At 69.6% G+C, this 24,702-nt stretch carries 22 protein-coding genes; 18 read left to right on the top strand and 4 right to left on the bottom strand.

Annotation, left to right across the window (positions count from 1 at the left end; translation table 11 throughout):
- Positions 1-31 precede the first annotated feature (31 nt).
- From ACSQ18_RS04350 to ACSQ18_RS04365, 4 genes are all read left to right on the top strand, one after another.
- A complete protein-coding gene (locus tag ACSQ18_RS04350; protein WP_436035942.1) occupies positions 32-2,317 on the top strand; it encodes a heavy metal translocating P-type ATPase in 2,286 nt (761 codons plus the stop codon).
- Positions 2,318-2,503: 186 nt separating this feature from the next.
- Positions 2,504-4,660 (top strand): DEAD/DEAH box helicase, encoded by a 2,157-nt coding sequence (locus tag ACSQ18_RS04355; RefSeq protein WP_436035943.1) that lies wholly within the window; start codon positions 2,504-2,506, stop codon positions 4,658-4,660.
- Between the two features lie 132 nt (positions 4,661-4,792).
- On the top strand, positions 4,793-5,821 hold the full coding sequence (locus ACSQ18_RS04360) for an ATP-dependent 6-phosphofructokinase (RefSeq protein ID WP_301039634.1): 1,029 nt from the start codon (positions 4,793-4,795) through the stop codon (positions 5,819-5,821).
- A gap of 272 nt (positions 5,822-6,093) precedes the next feature.
- Positions 6,094-7,008, top strand: coding sequence for a hypothetical protein (locus tag ACSQ18_RS04365; protein ID WP_436035944.1), 915 nt, complete (start codon positions 6,094-6,096; stop codon positions 7,006-7,008).
- Positions 7,009-7,149: 141 nt separating this feature from the next.
- On the opposite strand, the gene ACSQ18_RS04370 is transcribed toward ACSQ18_RS04365, so the two are convergent.
- Positions 7,150-9,252, bottom strand: a complete 2,103-nt coding sequence (locus ACSQ18_RS04370; protein WP_436035945.1) for a S9 family peptidase — start codon at positions 9,250-9,252, stop codon at positions 7,150-7,152.
- 174 nt (positions 9,253-9,426) lie between these two features.
- Between ACSQ18_RS04370 and ACSQ18_RS04375 the strand changes: the two genes are divergently transcribed.
- From ACSQ18_RS04375 to ACSQ18_RS04395, 5 genes are all read left to right on the top strand, one after another.
- Positions 9,427-10,776: an anion permease gene (locus ACSQ18_RS04375; protein ID WP_436035946.1), complete on the top strand. Its 1,350-nt coding sequence runs from the start codon at positions 9,427-9,429 to the stop codon at positions 10,774-10,776.
- Complete coding sequence (locus ACSQ18_RS04380; protein ID WP_436035947.1) at positions 10,773-11,105, top strand: peptidase; 333 nt, start codon at positions 10,773-10,775, stop codon at positions 11,103-11,105. The genes ACSQ18_RS04375 and ACSQ18_RS04380 overlap by 4 nt, the downstream gene beginning before the upstream one ends.
- Before the next feature lie 80 nt (positions 11,106-11,185).
- Positions 11,186-12,097 (top strand): phosphodiesterase, encoded by a 912-nt coding sequence (locus ACSQ18_RS04385; RefSeq protein ID WP_436035948.1) that lies wholly within the window; start codon positions 11,186-11,188, stop codon positions 12,095-12,097.
- Positions 12,094-12,471: a DUF3054 domain-containing protein gene (locus ACSQ18_RS04390; RefSeq protein ID WP_436035949.1), complete on the top strand. Its 378-nt coding sequence runs from the start codon at positions 12,094-12,096 to the stop codon at positions 12,469-12,471. The genes ACSQ18_RS04385 and ACSQ18_RS04390 overlap by 4 nt, the downstream gene beginning before the upstream one ends.
- On the top strand, positions 12,468-13,310 hold the full coding sequence (locus ACSQ18_RS04395) for an SDR family NAD(P)-dependent oxidoreductase (RefSeq protein WP_436035950.1): 843 nt from the start codon (positions 12,468-12,470) through the stop codon (positions 13,308-13,310). Before ACSQ18_RS04390 ends, ACSQ18_RS04395 begins: the two co-directional genes overlap by 4 nt.
- A 37-nt stretch (positions 13,311-13,347) precedes the next feature.
- On the opposite strand, the gene ACSQ18_RS04400 is transcribed toward ACSQ18_RS04395, so the two are convergent.
- On the bottom strand, positions 13,348-14,118 hold the full coding sequence (locus ACSQ18_RS04400; protein WP_436035952.1) for a siderophore-interacting protein: 771 nt from the start codon (positions 14,116-14,118) through the stop codon (positions 13,348-13,350).
- Positions 14,119-14,189: 71 nt separating this feature from the next.
- Between ACSQ18_RS04400 and ACSQ18_RS04405 the strand changes: the two genes are divergently transcribed.
- The 4 genes from ACSQ18_RS04405 to ACSQ18_RS04420 all read left to right on the top strand — a co-directional run bounded on the left by ACSQ18_RS04405 (position 14,190) and on the right by ACSQ18_RS04420 (position 17,622).
- Positions 14,190-14,573 carry a MerR family transcriptional regulator gene (locus ACSQ18_RS04405; protein ID WP_436035953.1) on the top strand — a complete coding sequence of 128 codons (384 nt, stop codon included), beginning with the start codon at positions 14,190-14,192 and terminating at the stop codon, positions 14,571-14,573.
- On the top strand, positions 14,570-15,547 hold the full coding sequence (locus ACSQ18_RS04410; RefSeq protein ID WP_436035954.1) for an aldo/keto reductase: 978 nt from the start codon (positions 14,570-14,572) through the stop codon (positions 15,545-15,547). Before ACSQ18_RS04405 ends, ACSQ18_RS04410 begins: the two co-directional genes overlap by 4 nt.
- A 121-nt stretch (positions 15,548-15,668) precedes the next feature.
- Positions 15,669-17,126: an aspartate ammonia-lyase gene (locus ACSQ18_RS04415; RefSeq protein ID WP_436035955.1), complete on the top strand. Its 1,458-nt coding sequence runs from the start codon at positions 15,669-15,671 to the stop codon at positions 17,124-17,126.
- Positions 17,127-17,205: 79 nt separating this feature from the next.
- On the top strand, positions 17,206-17,622 hold the full coding sequence (locus ACSQ18_RS04420) for a DUF4190 domain-containing protein (protein ID WP_436035956.1): 417 nt from the start codon (positions 17,206-17,208) through the stop codon (positions 17,620-17,622).
- Between the two features lie 60 nt (positions 17,623-17,682).
- Here the strand turns inward: ACSQ18_RS04420 and ACSQ18_RS04425 are convergent, their stop codons facing one another.
- A complete protein-coding gene (locus ACSQ18_RS04425) occupies positions 17,683-18,549 on the bottom strand; it encodes a fumarylacetoacetate hydrolase family protein (protein WP_436035957.1) in 867 nt (288 codons plus the stop codon).
- A gap of 105 nt (positions 18,550-18,654) precedes the next feature.
- Between ACSQ18_RS04425 and ACSQ18_RS04430 the strand changes: the two genes are divergently transcribed.
- The 4 genes from ACSQ18_RS04430 to ACSQ18_RS04445 all read left to right on the top strand — a co-directional run bounded on the left by ACSQ18_RS04430 (position 18,655) and on the right by ACSQ18_RS04445 (position 22,921).
- Positions 18,655-19,821: a PrsW family intramembrane metalloprotease gene (locus ACSQ18_RS04430; protein WP_436035958.1), complete on the top strand. Its 1,167-nt coding sequence runs from the start codon at positions 18,655-18,657 to the stop codon at positions 19,819-19,821.
- A 207-nt stretch (positions 19,822-20,028) separates the two neighbouring features.
- On the top strand, positions 20,029-20,397 hold the full coding sequence (locus tag ACSQ18_RS04435; protein ID WP_144807491.1) for an FKBP-type peptidyl-prolyl cis-trans isomerase: 369 nt from the start codon (positions 20,029-20,031) through the stop codon (positions 20,395-20,397).
- 306 nt (positions 20,398-20,703) lie between these two features.
- Positions 20,704-21,267, top strand: a complete 564-nt coding sequence (locus ACSQ18_RS04440) for a YceI family protein (RefSeq protein WP_144807492.1) — start codon at positions 20,704-20,706, stop codon at positions 21,265-21,267.
- A gap of 103 nt (positions 21,268-21,370) precedes the next feature.
- Positions 21,371-22,921 (top strand): M15 family metallopeptidase, encoded by a 1,551-nt coding sequence (locus ACSQ18_RS04445; RefSeq protein ID WP_436035959.1) that lies wholly within the window; start codon positions 21,371-21,373, stop codon positions 22,919-22,921.
- An 18-nt stretch (positions 22,922-22,939) separates the two neighbouring features.
- Here the strand turns inward: ACSQ18_RS04445 and ACSQ18_RS04450 are convergent, their stop codons facing one another.
- Complete coding sequence (locus ACSQ18_RS04450; RefSeq protein ID WP_436035960.1) at positions 22,940-24,247, bottom strand: MFS transporter; 1,308 nt, start codon at positions 24,245-24,247, stop codon at positions 22,940-22,942.
- Positions 24,248-24,418: 171 nt separating this feature from the next.
- On the opposite strand from ACSQ18_RS04450, the gene rpsO reads away from it, so the two are divergent.
- A complete protein-coding gene (gene rpsO, locus ACSQ18_RS04455; RefSeq protein WP_144807495.1) occupies positions 24,419-24,688 on the top strand; it encodes a 30S ribosomal protein S15 in 270 nt (89 codons plus the stop codon).
- Positions 24,689-24,702: the final 14 nt, after the last annotated feature.

The following is a 24,702-nucleotide window of genomic DNA, read 5'->3' on the forward strand; positions in this document are numbered from 1 at the left end:
TTAACGACACGCACCATCTAGGAGGCCACGGATGTCGCAGACCACCGGTCCCGACCAGCGAGACGCCGTCCTCGACATCGAGGGCATGACGTGCGCGAGCTGCGTCGCCCGCGTCGAGAAGCGGCTGTCCACCGTGGCGGGCGTCACGGCATCCGTCAATCTCGCCACGGAGTCGGCGCGTGTCACTTATCCCGCTGACCTCGACCCGCAGCGCCTCGTCGAGGCCGTCCGTGAGGCGGGCTACGACGGCCGCGTGCGCTCGCCGCGTCGGGCGGCGGGTGGTCCGGAGCACGACGACGATCGCCACGGCGACGACCATCACGGCCACAACGCGGGCGGGGGTCACGACCATGACGTCGAGGACCGGCCCGGGGCCGTGACGCTGCGCACCCGGCTGCTCGTGAGCGCCGCGCTCGCGGTGCCGGTCGTGGCCCTCGGGATGGTGCCCGCCTGGCAGTTCCCCGCCTGGCAGTGGGTCTCCCTGGTGCTGACCACCCCCATCGTCGTATGGGGCGGGTGGCCCTTCCATCGGGCGACTTTCGCCAACGCCCGGCACGGCGCGATGACGATGGACACGCTGATCACGCTCGGCACCGCCGCTGCCTACCTCTGGAGCGTGTGGGCACTGCTCTTCGGCTCGGCGGGACGCATCGGGATGATGCACGAGGTGACGCTCTTCGGCGTTCCGCACGACGCGACCTCCCTCATCTACTTCGAGGTGGCAGCCGCCGTCACCGTGTTCCTCCTCCTCGGCCGCTTCGTCGAGCAGCGCTCGAAGCGTCGTGCGGGCGCGGCGCTGCGCGCCCTCATGGAACTGGGCGCGAAGGACGTCGAGCTCGAGGACGGGCGCCGCGTGCCCGTCGACGCGCTCCGGCCGGGTGACGTCTTCGTCGTACGCCCGGGGGAGAAGATCGCCACCGACGGTCGCGTCCGCAGCGGAGGCGCGTCGGTCGATCAGAGCATGATCACGGGGGAGTCGGTCCCCGTCGAGGTGGCCGCGGGCGACGACGTCACCGGCGGTACCATCTCCGTCGACGGTCGCCTGGTCGTGGCGGCGACGTCTGTCGGCGAAGACACCCGGCTGGCGCACATGGCGCGGCTCGTCGAGGAGGCGCAGGCGGGCAAGAGCCGCGTGCAGCGCCTCGCCGACCGCATCTCCGCCGTCTTCGTCCCGATCGTCATCGGACTCGCCGTCCTCACGCTCCTCGTGTGGATCGTGACGGGCCAGCCGGTCTCCCTCGGGTTCACGGCCGCCGTTGCGGTGCTCATCATCGCGTGCCCCTGCGCGCTGGGTCTTGCGACACCGATCGCGATCCTCGTCGGTACGGGACGCGGCGCGCAGCTCGGCATCCTCATCACCGGCCCCGAGGCGCTCGAAGGTGCCGAGAAGATCGACACGGTCGTGCTCGACAAGACCGGCACCGTCACGGAGGGGCGCATGACCGTCGCCTCGGTCGTCACCGTCGAAGACGCGGATGCCGCCACCGTCGCCCACCTGGTCGGCTCGCTCGAGTCCGCCTCAGAGCACCCGGTCGCCCGGGCGCTCGGCGCTCTCGCAGAGGTTCCCGCGCCCGTCGACGGGTTCGCGGGACTCGCCGGACGCGGCGTGACGGGGACCGTGGACGGGCGCGCCGTGTTCGCCGGTCGCGCGTCGTTCGCGGCAGAGCTGCTCGGAAACGCCCTCACCGACGAGGTGGAAGCGGCCGTGGCCGACGCGGAGGATTCGGGTGCCACGGCGGTCGTGGCGGGGTGGGACGGCCGCGTGCGCGCCGTCATCGCCGTCTCCGACACCGTCCGGTCCGACAGCGCCGCCACTGTTGCGCGCCTCCGCGAACACGGGCTTCAGGTCGTCCTGCTCACGGGCGACAACCCCGGGGCAGCGCGCGCGGTCGCGAGCGCGACAGGCATCGACACCGTGATCGCCGGGGTGCTTCCCGAGCAGAAGGTCGCCGAGGTGCGTCGCCTCCAGGCCGAGGGCCGCCGTGTCGCGATGGTCGGCGACGGCGTCAACGACGCAGCCGCGCTCGCGACCGCCGACCTCGGCATCGCCATGGGCGGGGGAACCGACGCGGCCCTCCACGCGAGCGACATCTCCCTGGCCGGGAGCGGTCTTGCTCCGGTCGTCACGGCGATCCGACTCAGCCGTCGCACGATGCGCGTCATCCGCGGCAACCTGTTCTGGGCTTTCGCCTACAACGTCGCCGCGCTGCCTCTCGCGGCGCTGGGGCTGCTCAACCCGATGATCGCGGGCGCCGCGATGGCCTTCTCGAGCGTCTTCGTCGTGCTCAACAGTCTGCGACTTCGCACGGCGGGATGACCGATCGCGCTACAATGAGCGCTGGGACCTTGGTCCGTCGTCGCCGCAGCTCGCAGAAGCGAGTACCCGCAGCCGGCGTATGAAGACCCGCAACTCACACCGCGGCATCGCGCCGCGACACGACCGCCCGTTCACGGTACGAGCGGGCAGCACCGGCCTCCGCCGGTCCACACGCTCAGGAGGAGCATGCCGACTACGGCACCCGCCGCACCCACGTCGTCGAACCGTCGTCGCCGCGGCTCTTCGGCGCGTCGCGAAGACGACGCGCCCCTGATTCCGATCCTCGCCCGGAAGGTGCGCGAGGTCGAGGCCAAAGCCCAGCGCGGCAAGCTCGGCCCGACCAACCGCGTCAAGTTCCAGGTCATCGCCTTCCTCGTGCGCGAGGAGCGCGCGCGGGTGAAAGCGGAGGCGGAGATCCCCGCTGCGACACGCGCCGAGCTGCTCAAGCGGCTCGACGGCGTCGCGACGATCCTCGCCAAGACCGCCGCGCGCGACACCTCGCTCATCCAGCTCCTCGAGGTCGATCAGGCGGCGTCGCCCGTCGCTCGACGCATGCGTCGGGACTGGCTCCTCGAGTCGGGTGCCGAGCTCGCCGAGGACGAACTCATCATCACCGACGCCGCGCCGGTCCAGGCGCCCGTCGTGCCCGCCGCTCTCGCTGAGCGGCAGGTCGTGCCGCCGCAGATCGAGGCGCGTCGCGAGGCGAACCCGTTCCTCGCCCCCGATCTCGCGCTGCGAGCGCCGGTCGAGAACGTGCGCCGCCGGCTGGACGGCTGGGAGCTCATGGGCCCGCTCTACAAGGCGTTCGAGATGGGCGCCGGAGGCGGTGCCGCATCGATGGAGCTCCCGCCGGTCCCCGAGTTCGACCGGCTCTCGCCGCGCGGCCTCGAGATCATGGCGCACCAGTCGCGATTCCTCGAGGCGGTGCGCCTCGGCCACCGCAGCTTCCTGCTCGCCGACGAGCCGGGCCTCGGCAAGACCGCGCAGTCAGTGCTCGCGGCATCCGTCGCCGACGCCTACCCGCTGCTGGCGGTGGTCCCCAACGTCGTCAAGATGAACTGGGCCCGCGAGGTCGAGCGGTGGACGCCGCAGCGTCGCGCCACCGTCATCCACGGCGACGGCGACACGGTCGACGCCTTCGCCGACGTGTTCATCGTGAACTACGAGGTGCTCGATCGGCATCTGTCCTGGCTCGGCGAGATCGGGCTGCGCGGAATGGTCGTCGACGAGGCGCACTTCATCAAGAACCTCACGTCGCAGCGCTCGCAGAACGTCCTCGCCCTGGCGGGACGCATCCGCGGCCAGGTGCGCGATCCGCTCATGCTCGCCCTCACGGGCACGCCCCTCATCAACGATGTCGAGGACTTCGACGCCATCTGGCGTTTCCTCGGCTGGACCAACGGCGAGAAGCCCGGCCCGATCCTCATGCAGCGTCTCGACGCGACGGGGCTGACGCCGGCCGACAAGGCGTTCTATCCGGAAGCCCGCGACGCGGTGATCTCGCTCGGGATCGTGCGACGCAAGAAGAAGGACGTGGCCGCCGACCTTCCCGACAAGCTCGTCGCCGACCTGCCCGTGGAGCTGGACGACGAGTTCGGACGGTCGATCCGCGCCGCCGAGCAGGAGCTCGGACAGCGCCTGGCCGCCAAGTACCGGCGCATCGTCGAAGCGCGCGGCGATCGGGTCGTCCTCGACGACATCGACGAGGACATCGTGCGCCTCGTCGCCCACGGCGAGCTCGAAGAGTCCAAGGCCGCCGGTACCGGCGCCGACAACGTCTTCACGATGGTCCGCAAGATCGGTCAGGCCAAGGCGCTGCTGGCGGCGGACTACGCCGTGCAGCTGCAGCGTTCGGTGGGCAAGGTCGTCTTCTTCGCGAAGCACATCGACGTGATGGATGCCGCGGAGGCGCACTTCGCCGCCGCAGGGCTGCGCACCGTGTCGATCCGAGGCGACCAGACGACGCCCGCACGCCAGCAGGCCATCGACGCCTTCAACGGCGACGACGACGTCGCGATCGCGGTCTGTTCGCTGACCGCCGCCGGCGTCGGCCTCAACATGCAGGCGGCCTCGAACGTCGTGCTCGCGGAGCTGTCGTGGACGGCTGCCGAGCAGACGCAGGCGATCGACCGCGTCCACCGCATCGGGCAGGACGAGCCCGTCACGGCGTGGCGCATCATCGCCGCCCACACGATCGACACGAAGATCGCCGAGCTCATCGATTCGAAGCAGGGCCTCGCCCAGCGCGCGCTCGACGGCGACCAGGTCGACCCGAGCTCGAGCGACTCGGTGCAGCTGTCGGCGCTCATGCACCTCCTCCGCGAGGCACTCGGCGCGTTCTGACCGCGTGGCATCCGCGTCTGCCGTCCCGCGGGTTATCGACGGCGGGCGTGGTGGCACGGGCAGTCCAGCGACGATAGTGTCAGGGAGGCAGCGTCGCCACCAGCTCCATCCCGAACACCTGAAGGATCTCTCATGAAGATCGGCATCCTGACCAGCGGCGGCGACTGCCCCGGGCTGAACGCCGTCATCCGCGGTCTCGTGCTCAAGGGCACGACCACCTACAACATCGAGTTCGTCGGCATCCGCGACGGCTGGCGAGGTGTCGTCGACGGCGACTTCTTCCCGCTCACGCGACACGAGGTCAAGGGCCTCTCCAAGGTCGGCGGCACGATCCTCGGCACGAGCCGCACGAACCCCTACGAGGGACCGCGGGGCGGAGCCGAGAACATCGCCAAGACCCTCTACGGCCACCGCATCGACGGCATCGTCGCGATCGGCGGTGAGGGCACGCTCGCCGCCGCCAACCGTCTCTACGGCGACGGCATCAATGTCCTCGGCGTCCCGAAGACAATCGACAACGATCTCCGGGCCACCGACTACTCGTTCGGTTTCGACACGGCCGTCAACATCGCCACCGAGGCGATGGACCGGCTGCGCACCACCGGCGACTCCCACCAGCGCTGCATGGTGGCGGAGGTCATGGGTCGTCACGTCGGGTGGATCGCCCTGCATTCGGGCATCGCCGCGGGTGCTCACGTGATCTGCATCCCCGAGGTGCCCATGTCGCTCGACGACATCGCCGCCCAGGTGCAGAAGGCGCACGACCGCGGTCGCGCGCCGCTCGTGGTCGTCTCCGAGGGCTTCAAGCTCCTCGGGCAGGACGAGGCCTACTCCGACAAGGGGCTCGACGCCTTCAACCGCCCGCGTCTCGGCGGAATCAGCGAGGTGCTCGCCCCCGAGATCGAGCGCATCACGGGCATCGAGACACGGGCGACCGTGCTCGGCCACATCCAGCGCGGCGGATCGCCGTCGGCCTTCGACCGCGTGCTGGCCACGCGCCTCGGCCTGCACGCCGCGGACGCGGTCGTCGAAGCCGCGTGGGGTCAGATGGTCTCCATGAAGGGCACCGACATCGTGCGGGTTCCGTTCGAGGAGGCGCTCGGCGAGCTGAACACCGTGCCCCACTACCGCTACGAAGAGGCCGCCGCCCTCTTCGGCTGAGCCGCCCCGCGGGGCGCGGGCTCACATCGGCTGCGTGTCCCACTTCGGTTGGTCATGTCCCGGTTCGGGCGGTGCATGTCCCACTTTCGGTTGGTCATGTCCCAGTTCGGGTGGGGCATGTCCCATTTTCGGTCGTTCTCGCAGGTCCAGAACAGCCGATAGTGGGACACGGCTGCGTCACGTGCTCCTCCACAGCGCGCCGATGTCGCCTCATCTCCCCGACCCCGCAGTTCAGTCCCGCTGGCTGTTGATGACCGGGCAGGGTGGGCGACATGACGCCCCGCACGCCGCTGACTTCCTCCCTGCCGACCTCGTTCAGTGTGGCCCAGGCGACAGCTGCCGGCGTTCCCCGCGGGCGTCTTCGCACACGGACGCTCGATCGGCCGTTCCACGGCGTCCGGTCGCGGCGGATCGGTGAGTCCGCGGGCCTCGTGGCGCTGTGTCACGCGTACGCCCCTCGCCTCCGCGACGGCCAGTTCTTCAGCCACGAGACCGCCCTCCTGCTGCACGGGGCGCCGATGCCCGAGTGGCCCTACATGCCTGCCCTCCATGTGTCGGCGCATCGCCCGCTGCGCGAGCCCCGTACGCGTGGCGTCGCCGGCCACCGGCTGCAAGGACGCGGCTCCGCCATGCAAAACCTGGCGGGACTCCCCGTCGAGGACCCGGTGCGGGCGTGGCGGCAGTGCGGGTCGCTGTGGCAAGTCGGAGACCTCGTAGCGGCCGCCGACTTCCTCCTCACCGGCTCCCGGCCGCCGGTGACCGTCGCAGAGCTGCGCGGCGAGGTGGAGCGGATGGGCGATGTGCGCAACGGCATCCTGTCTCGTGCACTCGACGACGTGCGGGCCGGAGTGCGCTCGGCGCGGGAGACCCGGTTGCGTCTCCTTCTGCGGGATGCCGGGCTGCCCGAGCCGCAGACGGCATGGAATCTCTATGACGAGCGCGGCACGTTCATCGCGGAGCTCGACCTCGGGTACCCCGAGTTCGGGGTGGGGATCGAGTACGACGGCCGCGTCCACGCGCAGGACGCCCGACAGTTCGCGCGCGACGCGGACCGGTGGGATGCCGTCCGGGCGCTGGGGGTGGACCTCGTCCGTATCCTGTCGCACCATCTCGATGGCGATGGGGTCGCCGCGGTGGAGAAGGTTCGCGCTGCGCTGGCCCGCGCCGGCGCTCGACCGCTCCACTGACCTAGCCCAGGCCGGTCATGTCCCACTTTCGGTCGATTGAGAGCGTCGGGAACGACCGAAAGTGGGACATGGTCCACCCGAAGTGGGACATGCTCCACCCGAAGTGGGACATGGTCACCCGAAGTGGGACATGCTCGGGTGTCAGTCTGCGAGATCCAGGACGTCGAGCAGCCACGCGAGCTCGAAGGCGCGCTGGCGCCACGCGTTGTAGCGTCCGCTGACGCCGCCGTGGCCGGCGACCATCTCGCAGCGCAGCAGGGCGTCGGCGCCGACCTCGCGCAGTCGCGCGACCCACTTGGCCGGCTCGACGTACAGCACGCGCGTGTCATTGAGCGACGTGGTCGCCAGGATGCGCGGATACGTGACGCCGTCCCGGACGTTCTCGTACGGCGTATACGACTTCATGTACGCGTACACATCGGCGTCGTGGAGCGGATCGCCCCATTCATCCCACTCGATCACCGTCAGCGGAAGCGAGGGGTCGAGGATCGTCGTCAGCGCGTCGACGAACGGCACATCGGCGAGGATGCCGGCGAAGAGCTCGGGCGCGAGGTTCGCGACGGCGCCCATCAACAGTCCGCCGGCCGAGCCGCCCTCGGCGACCAGCCGATCGGGCGTCGTCCATCCCTCATCGACGAGATGGCGGGCGCACGCGACGAAGTCGGTGAAGGTGTTGCGCTTCGCGAGGAGCTTGCCGTCTTCGTACCACTGCCGACCGAGCTCTCCGCCGCCGCGCACGTGGGCGACAGCGAACACGACGCCGCGGTCGAGCAGCGACAAACGGGCGACCGAGAACCCGGGCTCGATCGAGTGCTCATACGAGCCGTACCCGTAGAGGTGCACGGGGCGCGGGCTCGATCCCGGCTCGCCGAACGACCGCTTCCACACGAGCGAGATCGGAACCTGCGTGCCGTCGTTGGCCGTCGCCCAGACACGCTGCTGGCCGTAGTCGCCCGGGTCGTACCCGCCGAGCACGGGCTGCCGCTTGCGCAGCAGGAGTTCGCCGGTCGCCACGACGTAGTCGTAGACGGTGCCGGGGGTCGTGAACGACCCGTAGCCCAGCCGCAGCACCGGAGGCGCCCACTCGGGGTTGCCGGCGGTCCCGACCGCATACAGCGGCTCGTCGAAAGGGATCTCGGCGACGGTGGATGCCGCGTAGTCCAGCACGCCGAGACGAGGAAGGCCCTCCCGGCGGTACGCGACGACGCCCCAGTCGCGGAAGGCCGACACGTCGAGCAGTCGCCGGCCCGGCAGGTGAGGGACGACGACCTCGGGGGCCGCGTGGGGGTCGGATGCCGGCACCCGTACGAGCTCGAAGTCGAGCGCGTCCCGGTTGTGCAGCACGTACAGCACGTCCTGCCCGTCGACGACGGCGTGGGTGGACGAGTACTCGACGCCTTCCACGCGTGGCCAGACGACGCGAGGCTCCGCGCGCAGGTCGTCGGCGGGGACGAGGTACTCCTCAGAGGTGATGGACGATCCCACGTCGATGACGAGGAAGCGGTCGCTGCGGGTGAAGCCCGCACCCACCCAGTAGCGCTCGTCGGGCTCGTGGAACAGCCGGGCGTCGGCATCGGCCGCGGTGCCGACCTCGTGGAGCCAGACGGTGTCGGGCCGCCACGCGTCGTCGACGGTCGTGTAGACGACGAATCGACCGTCGGGGGAGAAGGACGCGCCCGCGGAGGTGTTCTCGACGACGTCGCCGAGATCGGTCCCCGACGCGAGGTCGCGGATGCGCAGCGTGTAGCGTTCATCGCCCTCGACGTCGACGCCGTAGAGCAGGCGGGTGCCGTCGGCGGACACCTCGAGGCTGCCGAGCGAGAAGAACTCGTGCCCCGCGGCTTCCACGTTGCCGTCGAGCAGGATCTCCTCGCCCGGGACGGGCGCGTCGGGGGAGAGCTCGGGCGGCGTCCAGTCGTCCGGCGAGGCGAGCGGGGCGCGGCAGTGGATGCCGTACTGCTTCCCCTCGACGGTGCGCCCGTAGTACCACCACTGCCCCCTGCGCGACGGCACGGACAGGTCGGTTTCGAGTGTGCGGCCCTTGATCTCGTCGAAGATCCTCCCGCGAAGGCCTTCGAGGTGGGCGGTGCGCTCGTCGGTGTAGGCGTTCTCCGCTTCGAGATGAGCGATCACCTCCGCATCATCCTTCGCGCGAAGCCATTCGTAGGGATCGACGACGTCGTCGCCATGATGGCTGCGGGTCGTGGGGCGGGCCGGGGCGACAGGAGGCTGCGACGTGCTCACGGTTCCACGCTAATGGACCCGATATGAACGGGCGCCCCGGGTTCTCCGTTCCCTTCCGGATGTGCGAAGATTTCTGTCGTCCGGTTGCCGGATCACGAACACACGGTGAACTCTTCGTTCGCACTGCCGACGCTCTGTCGGCATCCCCACACAATCTCCTACGGAAAGCGAACTGTGGAAGCCGCAGTATTCATCGTGGTGCTGGTGATCGCACTGGCCCTGTTCTTCGACTTCACCAACGGATTCCACGACACGGCCAACGCCATGGCGACGCCGATCGCGACGGGGGCTCTCAAGCCCAAGGTCGCGGTGCTTCTTGCTGCCGTGCTGAACCTGGTGGGTGCGTTCCTGTCGACCGAGGTGTCCAAGACGATCTCGCACGGCATGATCAACGAGTCGGGCATCGATCCCGGCACGTTCCTGCCCATCATCTTCGCGGGCCTCATCGGCGCCATCACGTGGAACATGCTCACGTGGCTCCTCGGCCTGCCGTCGAGCTCGTCGCACGCGCTGTTCGGCGGTCTCATCGGCGCGACCCTCGTCGGTGCCAGCGCCGCCGCGATCGACTTCGGTGTCGTGCTGAGCAAGGTCGTCCTCCCCGCCGTCATCGCGCCCTTCACGGCGGGCGTGATCGCCTTCGTCGTGACGAAGGTCGCCTACGCCGCGACGCGTCGCTACGACAACAAGCCCGACGGTCGCGACGGCTTCCGCTGGGGGCAGATCTTCACGTCGTCCCTCGTGGCCCTCGCGCACGGCACCAACGACGCGCAGAAGACGATGGGCGTCATTACCCTCGCCCTCATCACGGCCGGCCTGCAGGACCGCGAGCACGCCGACCCGCAGTTCTGGGTGATCTTCGCGTGTGCGTTCACGATCGCCCTCGGCACGTACATGGGCGGGTGGCGCATCATCCGCACGCTCGGCAAGGGCCTCACCGACGTCAAGCCCGCTCAGGGCTTCTCCGCCGAGTCGTCGACCGCCTCGACGATCCTGGCGTCGAGCTTCTTCGGCTTCGCGCTCTCGACCACGCAGGTCGCGTCCGGGTCCGTCATCGGCTCGGGTCTCGGTCGCCGCGGGTCCACGGTGCGCTGGCGCACGGTGGGCCGCATCGCCATCGGCTGGCTCCTCACGCTGCCGGCCGCGGGCGCCGTCGGGGCGCTCGCAGCCCTCATCGTCGTGTGGCTGGGCCCGATCTGGGGCGTGCTGGTGGGGGCGGTGATCGCCGTGGTCATCATCTTCGCGATCTTCTGGCGTTCCCGCCTCGACGCCGTTCACGCGGGCAACGCGATGAGCGAGGTCGCCGACTCCGGGCACGCCGTCAAGGTCAAGCGCAACCCGCCGCCCACGCGTCGTCAGCGCGCGATCCTGCGTGAGCAGGCGCGGCTGAGGGCCGAGCAGGAGGCGCGGGACAAGGCGGCCCGCAAGGCCAAGGCGAAGGCGGATGCCAAGAAGGCCGCCGATGAACGGCGCGCGGCCGATCGTGCACGTCAGGCCGGAACGAAGTCCAAGGGGAAGAACAAGTGAGCGTCGCGATCGACTGGTTCGCCTTCCTCGAGGTGTTCGCGGCCGCGCTGGCCGGCGCGGCACTCGTCGTCGGCTTCTATGCGCTCGGCCTGCGACTGCTCGTGCGCGCCGGTCGCGCGCCGGTCGTCGCCCCCGCAGAGTTCACCGACGCGATCACGATCATCACGGAGAAGGAAGCCCACCGTGCGGCCAAGGCTGCCGCGAAGGCCGCGAAGAAGAGTCCGCTGACGGAGGGGCAGAAGACGCTCGCGCTGGTCGCGGCCTACGCCTCCTTCGCGGTGTCGGCGCTCGCCGTCCTCGGCGGACTCCTCCTGCTCGTCCTCCACTGACTTCGCGTCGCCGCTCGCGGTAACCGATGGCTCGGTGAGCTCGGCCGGGACCGTCGGCGCCGCCGCGTAGGCTGACGGACATGGATGTCGCCCCCGTGCAGTTCGGTCTGCACCCGCCCGCCCGTCGCACCGTCGTGCACCTGAGCGACACCCACCTGTTGGCGGGCAACCGTCCGCTCGGCGGCAGCTACGACACCGCGGCGAACCTCGACGCGACCCTCGCCGCCGTGGAGCGCAGTGGCGTCCGTCCCGACGCGATCGTCTTCACGGGCGATCTCACCGACCTGGGTGAGCCCGACGCGTACCGCGCACTGCGAGACGCCGTCGAGCCGTTCGCCGCCCGTCTCGACGCGCCCGTCGTATGGGTGGCCGGAAACCACGACGAGCGTCCCGCGATGCGGGCGGGCCTGTTCGGATCGCCGGCGACCGAGGAGCCCATCACCCAGGTCCTCGATCTCGACGGGCTCCGCCTCGTCGTGCTCGACTCCACGGTGCCGGGATGGCACCACGGCGACCTCGACGAGGCCCAGCTGGCGTGGCTGCGCGACGTGCTGGCCGAGCCTGCACCGCTCGGGACGATCCTCGCGATGCATCACCCTCCGCTTCCCAGTCACATCCCGTTCTTCGACATCCTCGAGTTGCGTCATCAGGCCGAGTTCGCCGAGGTGCTCGCCGGCTCCGACGTCCGCACGATCCTCGCGGGCCACCTGCACTATTCGATGAGCGGCACCTTCGGAGGTATCCCGGTGAGTGTCGCGGCTGCCACCTGCTACACGATGAACCTGCAGCGGCCTCCCGCGTCGGTGAACGGGATGGATGCCGGTCAGTCGTTCCACCTCGTCCACGTGTACGACGACGCCGTGACCCACACGGTGGTGCCGGTCGTCGAGGCGCCCACGGGAGAGTACTTCTCGCCGGAATGGGTGGCGGCGATGGCCGCGCTCACCCCGGAGGAGCGCCTCGACGCGTTCTCACGGAAGGCGGGCGCGTGAAGGGCCGCGCGGCGGTCGCGCTCGTGGCGGATGCCGTGCTCGTGACGACGTTCGCCGCCGTCGGCCGTGCGAGCCACGAGTCGGCAGTGCTCCCGGGTCTCGCGCAGACGGCATGGCCGTTCCTGGTGGCGCTCGGCCTCGGCTGGCTGCTGGCGCGCGCGTGGCGTGACCCCCTCGCGCCGTGGCGGACGGGCACCGTCGTCTGGCTGGTGACGGTGACCGGCGGCATGCTCCTGCGCGCCGCGAGTGGTCAGGGCACGGCGTTCGCGTTCATCGTCGTCGCCACCCTGACGCTGCTGCTCTTCGTGGTGGGCTGGCGCCTCCTTGCGGCTGCGGTGAGAACGCTCCGCGCGCGGCGGACGGTGGGCCCGTGAGTCGCACGATCCTCCTCACCGGTGCGAGTGACGGTATCGGTGCCGCCGCCGCGCGTCAGCTGCACGACGCGGGGGAGCAGGTCATCATCGTCGGGCGCGATCCCGTCAAGACCGCGCGCGTCGCCGATGCGCTCGAAGCGCCGCGATACGTCGCGGACTTCGCCGACCTCGACCAGGTGCGCGCTCTCGCCGCCGACGTGCGGACCCACCACCCGCGGATCGACGTGCTCGCGAACAACGCGGGCGGGATCTTCGGCGAACGCACGCTCACGATCGACGGGCATGAGCGCACGTTCCAGGTGAACCACCTCGCCCCCTTCCTCCTGACCGCGCTGCTGCAGGATCTCCTGACCGAGAGCGGAGCGTCGGTCATCCAGACCTCCAGTGCGGCCGCGCAGCGCTTCTCGCGGTTCGACGTCGACGACTTCGACGGCGCCCGTCGGTTCTCGCGGACGACGGCATACGGCAACGCGAAGCTCGCGAACATCCTCTTCACGGTGGAGCTGCAGCGTCGGCATGGCGCATCGGCGACCCGTCCGGGGGTATCGGCCGTCGCGTTCCATCCGGGGGTGATCGCGAGCGGTTTCGCCGCGGACTCCCGAGGGCCGTGGCGCTGGCTGTACACGAACCCCCTCTCACGTCGCCTGCTCACATCGGTCGATGTCGGAGGGGCGCGCCTGACGTGGCTGGCTCTCGGCGTGCCCGGTCGGGACTGGACGCCGGGTGCCTACTACGAGCGGAACCGCCCGGCGAAGCCCCACCCGCGAGCCGCCGACGCGCACCTCGCGTCCACCCTGTGGGATCGCAGCGCCGAGATGGTCGGCGTTCCCGCGGCGTGAGTTCCCCAGCGCGTGAAGGGCTGGGGCGAGAGGTGCTTCAGAGAATCCGACCGATCGGCTCGCGCTTCTCCGCCTGGAAGCGGTCCTCCGTGCGCCCCCGCGCCCAATAGCCCGACAGCGACACCTGCGCGCGGTCGAGGCCGCGCTCGTCGAACAGCACGCGGCGCAGCGCCTTCATCGACTCCCGCTCGCCGTGCGCGAAGACCTGCACGTCGCCTTCCGGCCAGTCCAGGGCGCGCAGGCGGGATGCCAGCAGTTCGACGTCGTGCGTGGGGTCGACGACCCACGTGACCGTCACACCGGCGGGCGCCGACAGCGGGAACTCGGCGTCTGCCGCGTCGATCTCGATGAGGACATGCCCGATGGCGTCCGCGGGGAGGGCCTCCAGCGCCGCGGCGATCGCCGGGACGGCGGCCAGGTCGCCGAGCAACAGGTGGGCATCGGCATCCGCTCGCGGCGCGTAGCCGCCACCGGGGCCGATCAGATCGATCGTCTGGCCGGGAACGGCCCGCGCGGCCCACGGTCCGGCGAGTCCCTCGTCACCGTGGAGGACGAAGTCGATGTCGAGCGTGCGGGTGGCGTGATCCACGCGTCGCACCGTGTACGTGCGCGTCACCGGCATCCCGTCGGGGGAGGTGAAGCGGAGCTTGACGTACTTGTCGGTCTCGGTGCGGTCCTCGAACTGCGAGAAGCCGTCTCCACCGAGGGTCACTCGCGCGAGGTGAGGCGTCAGCCGGTGCGCGGCCACGACCTCGAGCGTGAGGACGGGGCGGGGCGGGCGGGCGGCGGTACGCGAGGCGAGCGGCATCCTTCCACGCTAGCCGGGTCGCAAGGGGGTGGGGTTGACTTCGAGTGCGCTCGAAGTTCTACCGTGGCGTCATGACCATGCTCCGCGAAGGACTCTCGATCTCGGATGCCGCCGCCGCAACGGGACTGTCGACGCACACCCTGCGCTACTACGAGCGGGCCGGACTCATGCTCTCACCCGTCGACCGCGCATCCTCGACCCACCGCCGCTACAGCGACGCGGACATCGCGTGGGTGCAGTTCCTCACGCGACTGCGCTCGACCGGGATGCCGATCGCCACCGTGCGGGCTTACACCGAGCTCGTGCGTGCGGGGGAGGACACCGTCGACGAACGGCTGGAGCTCCTGCTGCGCCACCGCATCGGGGTGCTCGCGCAGCTCGAAGAGATCACGGCGAGCCTCGCCGCCATCGACTACAAGATCGCCGTGTATCGGCAGAAGGAGAAGAACGCATGAAGAAGATCCGGTTGGGACAGGACGGTCCCCACATCGGTCGGTTGGGCCTCGGACTGATGGGCATCAGCGCCTTCTACGCGGGAGCCGGCGAAGACGACGAGGGTGGCGTGCGGACCATCCACCGCGCGCTGGAACTCGGCGTCAACTTCCTCGACACGGCGGAGATCTACGGCCCGTACGCGAACGAGGAACTGCTGGGGCGTGCGCTCGCCGGGCGGCGGGACGACGCGGTCATCGCGACGAAGTTCGGAACGATCCGTCACACGGCCGGTGACGTGAACGGGCTCGACGGTTCGCCCGCCAATGTCCGGCTCTCCGTCGAGGGTTCGCTGCGCCGTCTCGGCACGGACCACATCGACCTGTACTACCAGCACCGGATGGACCCCGCGACTCCCATCGAAGACACGGTGGGTGCGCTCGCCGAGCTCGTGCAGGAGGGGAAGATCCGCGGCTACGGGTTGTCGGAGGCGGCAGTATCGACGATTCGTCGCGCGCACGCCGTGCACCCCGTGACGGCCGTGCAGACCGAGTACTCCCTGTGGAGTCGCGACCCCGAGACGGAGCTCCTGCCGGCCCTGCGTGAGCTCGGCATCACCTTCGTCCCTTACTCGCCGCTCGGGCGCGGGTTCCTCACGGGGACGATCCGCTCCGCCGACCAGCTCGCCGAAGGCGACTTCCGCCGCTCGAACCCGAGGTTCGCCGCCGACGCTCTCGCGCAGAATCTCCGACTCGTCGCCGACGTGGAGGCCGTCGCGGCGGAGGTGGATGCGACGCCCGCGCAGGTAGCCCTGGCGTGGCTGCTCGCGCAGGGCGACGACATTGCTCCGATTCCCGGCACCCGCCGTGTGGAGAGACTCGAGGAGAACGTCGGAGCGGACGCGCTCGTGCTGTCGCCGGAGCAGCTTGAGCGGCTCGGAGCCTTGGAAGAGCCGGTGGGCGACCGCTACGCCGACATGTCGCCGCTCAACCGCTGAGCGCCGCGTCGTACATGTGGGAGGCGACGATGTACACCACGTACATCGTCGCCTTCCGCTCGTCGGGCTAGGCTCGATGGCGATCCGCCAACCCCCACCGAGACCCACAAGGACTCCACACATGGCTCTGGACGCAACGACGCGCACCGAATCCGATTCCCTCGGATCTCTCGAGATCCCCGCAGATGCCTACTGGGGCATCCACACCGCGAGGGCCCTCGAGAACTTCCCGATCTCCCAGCGCCCCATCTCGGTCTACAAAGACCTGGTGAAGGCCCTCGCGATGGTCAAGCAGGCATCCGCACGGGCCAACCTCGAGATCGGGGTGCTCGATCCGGAGCGCGCCGACCTCATCGACCGTGCGGCGCAACGCGTCATCGACGGCGAGTTCCACGATCAGTTCGTCGTGGGCGTCATCCAGGGCGGCGCCGGCACGTCGACAAACATGAACGCGAACGAGGTCATCACCAACGTTGCCCTCGAGATGGCGGGACGCGAGAAGGGTGATTACGCCTACCTGTCGCCGATCGACCACACCAACCGCAGCCAGTCCACCAACGACGTGTACCCCACCGCGGTGAAGATCGGCCTGAGCCTCGATCTCCTCACCCTCCTCGAGGAACTGGACCTCCTCCGGGAGTCCTTCCTCGCGAAGGCGGTCGAGTTCCACGACATCCTCAAGATCGGCCGCACCCAGCTGCAGGATGCCGTGCCGATGACGCTGGGGCAGGAGTTCCACGGGTTCGCGACGACGCTCGGCTACGACCACCAGCGACTCACCGAGAACGCCTATCTGCTGTACGAGATCAACATGGGCGCCACGGCCATCGGGACGGGGATCACGACCCACCCGGGCTATGCATCCGCCGTCCTGCGGCACCTGCGCGAGATCACGGGTCTCGACCTGGCCACCGCGGACGATCTCGTGGAGGCCACGAGCGACACCGGCTCGTTCATGTCGTTCTCCTCGTCGCTCAAGCGCAACGCGATCAAGCTCTCGAAGATCTGCAACGACCTGCGGCTGCTCTCGTCCGGCCCGCAGGCCGGTCTCGGGGAGATCAACCTCCCCGCACGCCAGGCAGGGTCGAGCATCATGCCCGGAAAGGTGAATCCGGTCGTCCCGGAGGTCGTCAACCAGGTGGCCTTCGCCGTAGCCGGTGCCGACCTCACGGTCACGATGGCCGTCGAGGGCGGGCAGCTGCAGCTCAATGCGTTCGAGCCGGTCATCGCGCACTCGATCTTCCAGTCGATCACCTGGATGCGTCGCGCCATGCGCACGCTGCGCATCAACTGCGTCGACGGCATCACCGCCAATCGTGACCGCCTCGGAGCCATGGTGGGGGCGTCGGTGGGTGTCGTCACCGCGCTGACGCCGTTCATCGGATACGCGGCCTCCGCAGCCCTGGCCAAGACGGCGCTGCTGACGCACCGCAACGTGGGCGACCTCGTGGTGGAGGCCGGACTGATGTCTCGGGAAGAGGTCGACAAGCAGCTCTCCCCGGCGCGTCTGTCGGGTCTCGAGGCGATCACGCAGGCCATCCCGGTCATCCAGCCGGCAGAGAACGTGGTGGGCGGCTGACGGCGCGGCCCTTTGCTCCGACGGGCGGATGCCGATAACGTCACCATGCCGGGACGTCCGGCCACGTGAGGAGATCCGCATGACCGACCCGCAGAACCCGCAGCAGCCGCCGGCCTACGAGACCCCTGCCTACCCGGCCGCGCCGCCGGCAGCGCCCGCGTACAACGCCGGCGGACCGGCAGTCGCACCGGCAGGACCCGTTCCCGGCAAGACGATGGGCATCATCGCCTTCGTGCTGTCGTTCTTCTTCCAGCTGCTCGCACTGATCCTCGGCATCGTCGCGCTCGTCCAGAGCCGCAAGGCGGGCCGCAGCAACGGCTTCGCCCTGGCCGCCATCATCATCAGCGTCGTGCTGATGATCGTCGGCGCGATCCTGTTCTTCGCCTTCCTGCTGCCTACGTTCTCGGCGGCGGCGACGTGCGCGGCCGATCCGTCGGCGGTCGTCACGCTCTGGGGCGTCGAGGTGCCCTGCAGCCAGGTCACGACCGACTACTGAGCCGCTATGCGACGGGGGCGGTGCCGTGTGGCACCGCCCCCGTCGTCGTTCGTCCGCCGTTCAGCCGAGAATTCGACAGTGGGTGGTCAGGGAACCGATGCCGTCGATGCCGACCGTGACCGTCGAGCGGTCGCGGAGGAAGATCTGAGGGTCCCGCGAGTATCCCGCTCCGCCGGGACTCCCCGTCGAGATGAGGGTGCCCGGCAGGAGCGTCGCGGACTGCGACAGATGCGAGACCAGCGTCGCCACAGACCGGATCATCTGACCCGTCGTGGCATCCTGCACCGTCTGTCCGTCGACCACCGCCCAGATGTGGAGGTCCTGCGGATCGTCGATCTCGTCGGCGGTCACGACGACAGGACCCGTGGGCGTGAAGCCGTCGAACGACTTGCAGCGCGACCACTGCGCCTCCGAGAACTGGATGTCACGCGCGGTGATGTCGTTGACCACCGTGTAGCCCCACACGTACGAGAGCGCGTCGGCTTCGGCGACGTCTTTCGCGGGGGAGCCGATGACGACGCCCAGCTCCGCCTCGTAGTCGACCGATTCGCTGAGGGATCGAGGCCAGCTGGTGGTCGCGTCGTGGCCGGTGAGCGAGCCCGGCCACAGGACGAACACCGTGGGGGCCTTGTCGGCCTTCAGACCCAGCTCGCTGGAGTGCGCCGCGTAGTTCAGTCCCACCGCGAGGACGACGGGCGGCCGATTGACCGCCGTGGCGAACCCGAGGCCGTCCAGCGGCATCCATTCCGTCGCTCCGGCGGCGGCGTCGCGCACGCGCTGGAGCAGGTCGGAGCCGCCCTCGATGAGGGTCTGGAGGTCGTCGGGTGCACCGTCGAAGAGTGCCGCGACGGGCAGGGCACGACCGTCATCGACGACGGCCAGCCGCGGATCGTCGGACGCGGCCGAGGTCACGTGGGCGAAGCGCATCCCCCCAGGCTACCCGGCGGTTCTTCCGACCGGGGGGAGGGGCGCTCCGGCCCGTCGTCCGATCCGGTTCGTTCGCGCACCGGCAGCCGACTCTAGGCTGAGGGCATGGCCTACCCGTCGCCGTTCGCCCAGCCTCCGCACGGAACGCCCGCAGTCGTCGCCTCGACGGCATCCGCCGCGGCCCTTCCGGTGCCGGTTCGCCGGGGACGCACGGCGCCGGTGTGGCTCTTCGCGCTGCTGGTCGTGCTCGCTCTCGGCCTCGTCGCCTACGTGGTCTCCTTCCTCGGGGTCGCCGCGCCGGCGATCGGCGGCGTGCTCGCGCTGATCCCGCTGGCGGGCGTACTCCTGGCCGTCCGCATCGTCGACCGGTGGGAACCCGAACCGCGGGGTCTCGTGATCGCCGCCGTCGCGTGGGGAGCTGTCGCGGCCGTTGCGCTCTCGCTTCTCGTCGACCTCGCGCTGGCACCGGCGATGGTGATCGTCGATCCCGACGTGGGCGATGCGTTCTCGTCGGTCGTGCAGGCGCCCGTCGTCGAGGAGGTCGCCAAGGGCATCGGCGTGCTCCTCATCTTCATCTTCGGCCGACGTGCCTTCGACGGTCCCGTCGACGGCGTCGTCTACGGCGCGCTCGTCGGGGCAGGGTTCGCCTTCACCGAGAACATCCTCTACTTCGCCACCAGCCTCATCGAGGGCGGCGTGACGGAGGTCACCTTCACGTTCGTGCTCCGCGGCATCCTCTCGCCCTTCGCGCACGTCATGTTCACCGCCGTCACCGGTTACGCCCTCGGACGGGCCGCACGTGACGGCGCGACGACGGCCGCAGCCCTCGGTCCGTGGGCATTGGGGCTCATCGGAGCGATCGTCCTCCACGCGATCTGGAACGGCTCGGCCGTCTTCGCCGACTTCTTCGCGCTGTACGTGACGCTTCAGATCCCGCTCTTCCTCGCCTTCGTCGCGGGCGTGCTCCTGCTGCGGCGAGAAGAGGCGCGCCTCACCCGCGCGCGCCTGGGCGAGTACGCGGCCGCGGGGTGGTTCAGCTCGGGAGAGGTGGAGATGCTCGCGACGCGTCGGGGGCGTCGTCACGCGCTGGCCTGGGCGAGGACCCTTGCGGGAGACCGCCGTGCGCTCATGTCGGACTTCATCACCGAGGCGACAGCGCTCGCCGCCGCGCGCCAGCGGGCGCTCACGGGAAGGGATGCTGCCGCTGCCGACGACGAGCGGGTGTACCTGGCTCGCACGATCGCCGCGCGGTCCCGGCTCCTCACGCCCTGAGCGGACCCTCGGCTGCGTCGCTTCGACGAGCCACCGCGGGGTGCCCCGCACAGACTCAGCGCCCGGTGCCGCGGCGATGCCTGCGTGTCTACCGAGCGCTGAGTTGGTCTTCTCCCATTGTCCCCATGCCCTCGCGGCGCTGTCAAGGGACCCGCTGGCGAGGCCGGTGGGGCACCGCGACGCACGACGACGTGCTTGGATGGACGCATGACTGACGACCGCACCAAGCCCGAGTTCGACGCGCCCGAAGGGCCCGCTCCCTCTGACCTCGTCATCCGCGACCTCATCGTGGGCGAGGGTGCCGAGGCGAAGCCCGGCGACACCGTGACCGTCCACTACGCCGGTGTCGAGTACGACTCCGGCGAGGAGTTCGACTCTTCGTGGGGTCGCGGCGAGAGCATCCAGTTCCCGCTGCGTGGACTCATCCAGGGCTGGCAGGACGGCATCCCGGGCATGAAGGTCGGCGGACGCCGCGAGCTCGTCATCCCGCCGCACCTGGCCTACGGTCCCGCGGGCGGCCACTTCCTCGGCGGCAAGACGCTCGTCTTCATCATCGACCTCCTCGCGGTCGGCTGAGTCACGCGTACCCGCGGAGGGGTGGATGCCACGGCATCCGCCCCTCCTGCTTTTCCCGCCCGCGCGGATCGTGGGCGCGCAGAATCGCGGAGATGTGCACAATCGCGGATGCCTCGGACTTGCGGCATCCGCGATCGGGTACATCTCCGCGATTCGTGCACGCGGGACCGCGAACGCGTGCCGCTCAGGCGCCCCCGCGGGGAACGCGCCACAAAGTTTTGCATGCGCGGGAATAGATTCGCTCACGCCTGCTGTTGGACCAGTCATGCCTGCCGCACAGAGCGGCGACCGACACGAAGGAATGACATGACCGACTCCACCGCCACGATCGAGATTCCCGGATACAAGACGGGCACCTGGGTGCTCGACCCCGCCCACAGCGAGGTCTCGTTCAGCGTTCGCCACATGATGATCTCGAAGGTGCGCGGCTCCTTCGGCCTGAAGAACGCCACGATCGTCGCTCCCGAGAACCCGCTCGAGGCTCGCGTCGAGGCTTCGGTGGACGTCGCGTCCATCGACACGAAGGACGAGGGGCGTGACAACCACCTCCGCTCCGGCGACTTCTTCGACACGGAGAACTACCCGACGCTCGACTTCGTCTCCACCGGTGTGCGCTACGAGGGCGGCGACTTCCTCGTCGACGGCGACCTCACGATCCGCGGCACCACGAAGCCCGCGACGTTCGAGCTCGAGTTCGGCGGCTTCGGCACCGACCCGTGGGGCAACTACAAGGCGGGCGCGACCGCGAAGACGGTCATCGACCGCGAGGACTTCGGCCTGACCTGGAACGCAGCGCTCGAGACCGGCGGCGTCCTCGTGGGCAAGGACGTCACCATCACGCTCGACCTGCAGGGGTCGCTCCAGGCCTGACATCAGACCTGAGACGGGGTGGATGCCGACCGGCATCCACCCCGTTTTCCTTCGCCGACCAGGGCATCGTGTAGTCTGGCGCCACAGTCTGGGGAGCACGATCATGACGATGACCGTTCGCGGGCGCCTTCTCGCCGTCGGCACGGCGTTGATCGTCGCGCTCTCGCTCGTCCCGCCCGCCGCCGCCGACGACGGCGAGCCCGTTCCGTCGCCGAGCGTCACGGAGACCATTGCCCCCGACGAGAGCCCGGCCCCGACGGGCTCGCCGACGCCCACGCCCAGTCCCACGGCGAGCCCGAGCCCGACGCCCGCTCCCGCGCCGACCGTGTACGGCTACTACTCGCTCCCGTGGACGACGACCGTCTACCAGTCGTGGACCAACGGCACGGTCAAGGAGATCTCGCAGGCCGCGTGGAAAGCCACCGGTGCCGCCAAGAAGGCCGCCCCGGTGCGGTTCGTCAAGACCTCGTGGTCCGACTCGCGGTACGCGCTCATCGTGTTTCCGCAGCGCGCCGGCGACACGGCGGTCGATCGCGTGCGCACGCTCACCGCGACGCAGTATCGCGCGGCCGGCACGCCGCGTGTGTCGACGGTCCCGCACGTACCGACCTCGACGTACTCGCGATACGCATCGAGTTCCACCGACCGCTACGTTCGCACTCCCGACGGGATTCGACACAAACTCACTGCCTCGCAGTACCGTGCCGCAGGGTCTCCCGCGCTGAAGATCGTCTACGGCGGGTACTACCGCGCGAAGTGGTCGTCGAACATCTACTTCGTCTCGTCGAGCGGGACCAAGCGCGCGGTGTCGTCGACGCAGTACGCTGCGGCCGGTCGGCCGCGCGTCGCGATCGCACCCACCGTCTACGTCAAGACGTCGTACAGTCCGGTGCACGCGCTCATCACCTGGCCGCACAAGAAGGGCGACCGCTCCGTCGATCAGGTCGTGCGTCTGACGTCCGCCCAGTACGCCAAGATCGGCAAGCCGAAGGCGGAGGTGCGCCCCCGTGTCCCGGGTGACTCCTTCGTGCGTCTCTCCATCGGGACTACGATCTACCACCGCTCGAAGGGCTACCTCACGCCGGTCACTCGCACGCAGTGGAAGGCGGCCGGCTCTCCGACCGTGCGCACCGTCTCCCCGAACAAACCGATGTACATCCGCGACATCCTGATCGTGAACAAGTCGCTCCCGTTGCCGTCGACCTTCGGCAACGGGCTGCGACCCGAACTCACCTCCGCGTTCTCGAAGATGCGCGCGGCGGCGGCTCGAGACGGCGTCTCCCTCTGGATCATCTCCGGGTTCCGTTCCTACGCGTCGCAGAAGTCGGTCTACGCCTCGAAGATCCGTCAGTACGGATTCGAGATGGCGGAGAAGCGCTCGGCGCGTCCGGGTCACAGCGAGCACCAGACCGGGCTCGCCATCGATGTCAACTCCATCTCGCAGGCGTGGGGCGACTCGCGCGCAGGTCGGTGGGTCGCCAAGAACGCGCATCGCTACGGCTTCATCGTGCGCTACCCGAAGGGCAAGACGTCCGTCACGGGATACTCGTACGAACCGTGGCATCTGCGCCACGTCGGACTCGAGGTCGCGACGCACCTCTACAAGAACGCGCTCACGCTCGACGAGTACCTGGGCGTCCCGTCGAAGTACTGACGGCTGGCGCGGTCCGCGTCAGGGTGCCGGTTCCAGCGCGTCGTAGGCGCGGAACCGAGGGCTGAGTCGCACGAGCACGCCCACGAGCACGACGATGAGGATGCCGCCCAGCAGTGGCGGGAACCACAGTGCCGCGATCGTCGCGAGCGATCCCGCGTACAGCGATCCGAGTCGAGGTCCGCCGGCGACGACGACGATGAAGATCCCCTGGAGCCGGCCGCGGATGGCATCCGGAACGGCCGCCTGCACCATCGTGTTCCGGAAGATCGAGCTCACGTTGTCCGCCGCGCCCGCGCCCGCCAGAGCGACCATCGCGACGGCGATCACCGCGATGTTGGCGTGCGAGGCGTCGACGGGTGCCGGCGCGAACAGCCCCAGCGACCCGGCGAGGACGGCGATTCCGAACAGGGCGATCGATACCCCGTAAGCGGTGATCGCTCGCTGGATGCCGAGGCCTTGATGCCGCACGCGTCCCACCGGCCCGGAGAACACGCTGGAGAGGAATGCGCCCGCGGCGATCGACGCGGTGAGCATCCCCGTCGTGATCGCCCCGCCGCCGAGCACGACCGTGCCCAGTGCGGGAAAGAGCGCGATCGGCTGCCCGAACGTCATCGCGATGACATCGAGCAGGAACTGCAGCCGGATGTTCGAGGCTCGACGCAGGAACCGCCAGCCGTCCTTGAGTGACGCCCACCCCGGGCGCACGACCGTGCCCTCGGGGAGGATCGCCGGCAGCGTCCACAGGCCGAGGAAGTTGGCCAGCATGAGCACGACGTCGATCGAATAGGTCCAGGCGTAGCCGGTGAAGGCGACGAGCACCCCCGCCAGGGCCGGCCCGCCCATGACCATGATCCCCATGGTGATGCCGCCCAGCGCCGATGCTGCCGGAAGCAGCTCGCGGGGGAGCAGCCGCGGCACGATCGACTGCCGCGCCGCCATCACGATGGAGTTCGCCGCCGAGTTGATGATGCTGAGCGCGTAGAGCCACCAGACGGTCTCCTGCGCGGTCCAGGCGAGGACGGCGAGCACGAGCGTGGAGGCGAACGTCACCGACGCGGCGATCAGCGCGACGCGGCGCCGGTCGAACGCGTCGGCGAGCATGCCGCCGTACAGTCCCGCCACGACCATCGGGAGCAGTCCGGCGACCGCGATCATCGCGACCGCGAAGGTCGAGCCCGTGAGGGCGAACATGTGCAGCATGACGGCGACCACGGTGAGCTGTCCGCCGAGTCCCGCGAGGGTCGAGCCGATCCACATCCGAGCGAACGCGGGACTGTGGCGGAACGGTCGCAGGTCGAGGAAGGAGTCCCGGGTCAATCGGGCCATCATCGCCGCGCGTCGACGGGGGAGCGGTCGGTCGCAGAAGGGCGGAGGGACGGCACGGATCGAGCCTAATCGCTGGTAGACTCGTCAGGTTGCCGTTCGATCGGCCGCGGATAAAGAGAGCCCACGCATCAGGCGTCGGGCGCCGCGCAACGAAGAGAGAGGGGATCACCTATGGCACTGGAAGCAGACGTCAAGAAGGCGATCATCGAAGAGTACGCGACGCACCCCGGTGACACCGGATCCCCCGAGGTGCAGGTCGCGATGCTGACGCAGCGCATCAAGGACCTCACCGAGCACCTCAAGGAGCACAAGCACGACCACCACTCGCGTCGTGGGCTGTTCCTGCTCGTCGGTCAGCGCCGTCGTCTGCTCGGCTACCTCCAGGACATCGACATCACGCGATACCGTTCGCTGATCGAGCGTCTCGGACTCCGCCGCTAAGCATTGCGAGCAGC

Source organism: Microbacterium sp. LjRoot45 (genome assembly GCF_964253325.1).
In the GTDB taxonomy this organism is placed as follows: Bacteria; Actinomycetota; Actinomycetes; order Actinomycetales; family Microbacteriaceae; genus Microbacterium.

Coding starts and splice junctions, on each gene's coding strand:
- ACSQ18_RS04350 (WP_436035942.1), top strand. CDS start 32: ATGTCGCAGACCACCGGTCCCGACCAGCGAGACGCCGTCCTCGACATC.
- ACSQ18_RS04355 (WP_436035943.1), top strand. CDS start 2,504: ATGCCGACTACGGCACCCGCCGCACCCACGTCGTCGAACCGTCGTCGC.
- ACSQ18_RS04360 (WP_301039634.1), top strand. CDS start 4,793: ATGAAGATCGGCATCCTGACCAGCGGCGGCGACTGCCCCGGGCTGAAC.
- ACSQ18_RS04365 (WP_436035944.1), top strand. CDS start 6,094: ATGACGCCCCGCACGCCGCTGACTTCCTCCCTGCCGACCTCGTTCAGT.
- ACSQ18_RS04385 (WP_436035948.1), top strand. CDS start 11,186: ATGGATGTCGCCCCCGTGCAGTTCGGTCTGCACCCGCCCGCCCGTCGC.
- ACSQ18_RS04400 (WP_436035952.1), bottom strand. CDS start 14,118: ATGCCGCTCGCCTCGCGTACCGCCGCCCGCCCGCCCCGCCCCGTCCTC.
- ACSQ18_RS04405 (WP_436035953.1), top strand. CDS start 14,190: ATGACCATGCTCCGCGAAGGACTCTCGATCTCGGATGCCGCCGCCGCA.
- ACSQ18_RS04410 (WP_436035954.1), top strand. CDS start 14,570: ATGAAGAAGATCCGGTTGGGACAGGACGGTCCCCACATCGGTCGGTTG.
- ACSQ18_RS04415 (WP_436035955.1), top strand. CDS start 15,669: ATGGCTCTGGACGCAACGACGCGCACCGAATCCGATTCCCTCGGATCT.
- ACSQ18_RS04420 (WP_436035956.1), top strand. CDS start 17,206: ATGACCGACCCGCAGAACCCGCAGCAGCCGCCGGCCTACGAGACCCCT.
- ACSQ18_RS04425 (WP_436035957.1), bottom strand. CDS start 18,549: ATGCGCTTCGCCCACGTGACCTCGGCCGCGTCCGACGATCCGCGGCTG.
- ACSQ18_RS04430 (WP_436035958.1), top strand. CDS start 18,655: ATGGCCTACCCGTCGCCGTTCGCCCAGCCTCCGCACGGAACGCCCGCA.
- ACSQ18_RS04435 (WP_144807491.1), top strand. CDS start 20,029: ATGACTGACGACCGCACCAAGCCCGAGTTCGACGCGCCCGAAGGGCCC.
- ACSQ18_RS04440 (WP_144807492.1), top strand. CDS start 20,704: ATGACCGACTCCACCGCCACGATCGAGATTCCCGGATACAAGACGGGC.
- ACSQ18_RS04445 (WP_436035959.1), top strand. CDS start 21,371: ATGACGATGACCGTTCGCGGGCGCCTTCTCGCCGTCGGCACGGCGTTG.
- ACSQ18_RS04450 (WP_436035960.1), bottom strand. CDS start 24,247: ATGGCCCGATTGACCCGGGACTCCTTCCTCGACCTGCGACCGTTCCGC.
- rpsO (WP_144807495.1), top strand. CDS start 24,419: ATGGCACTGGAAGCAGACGTCAAGAAGGCGATCATCGAAGAGTACGCG.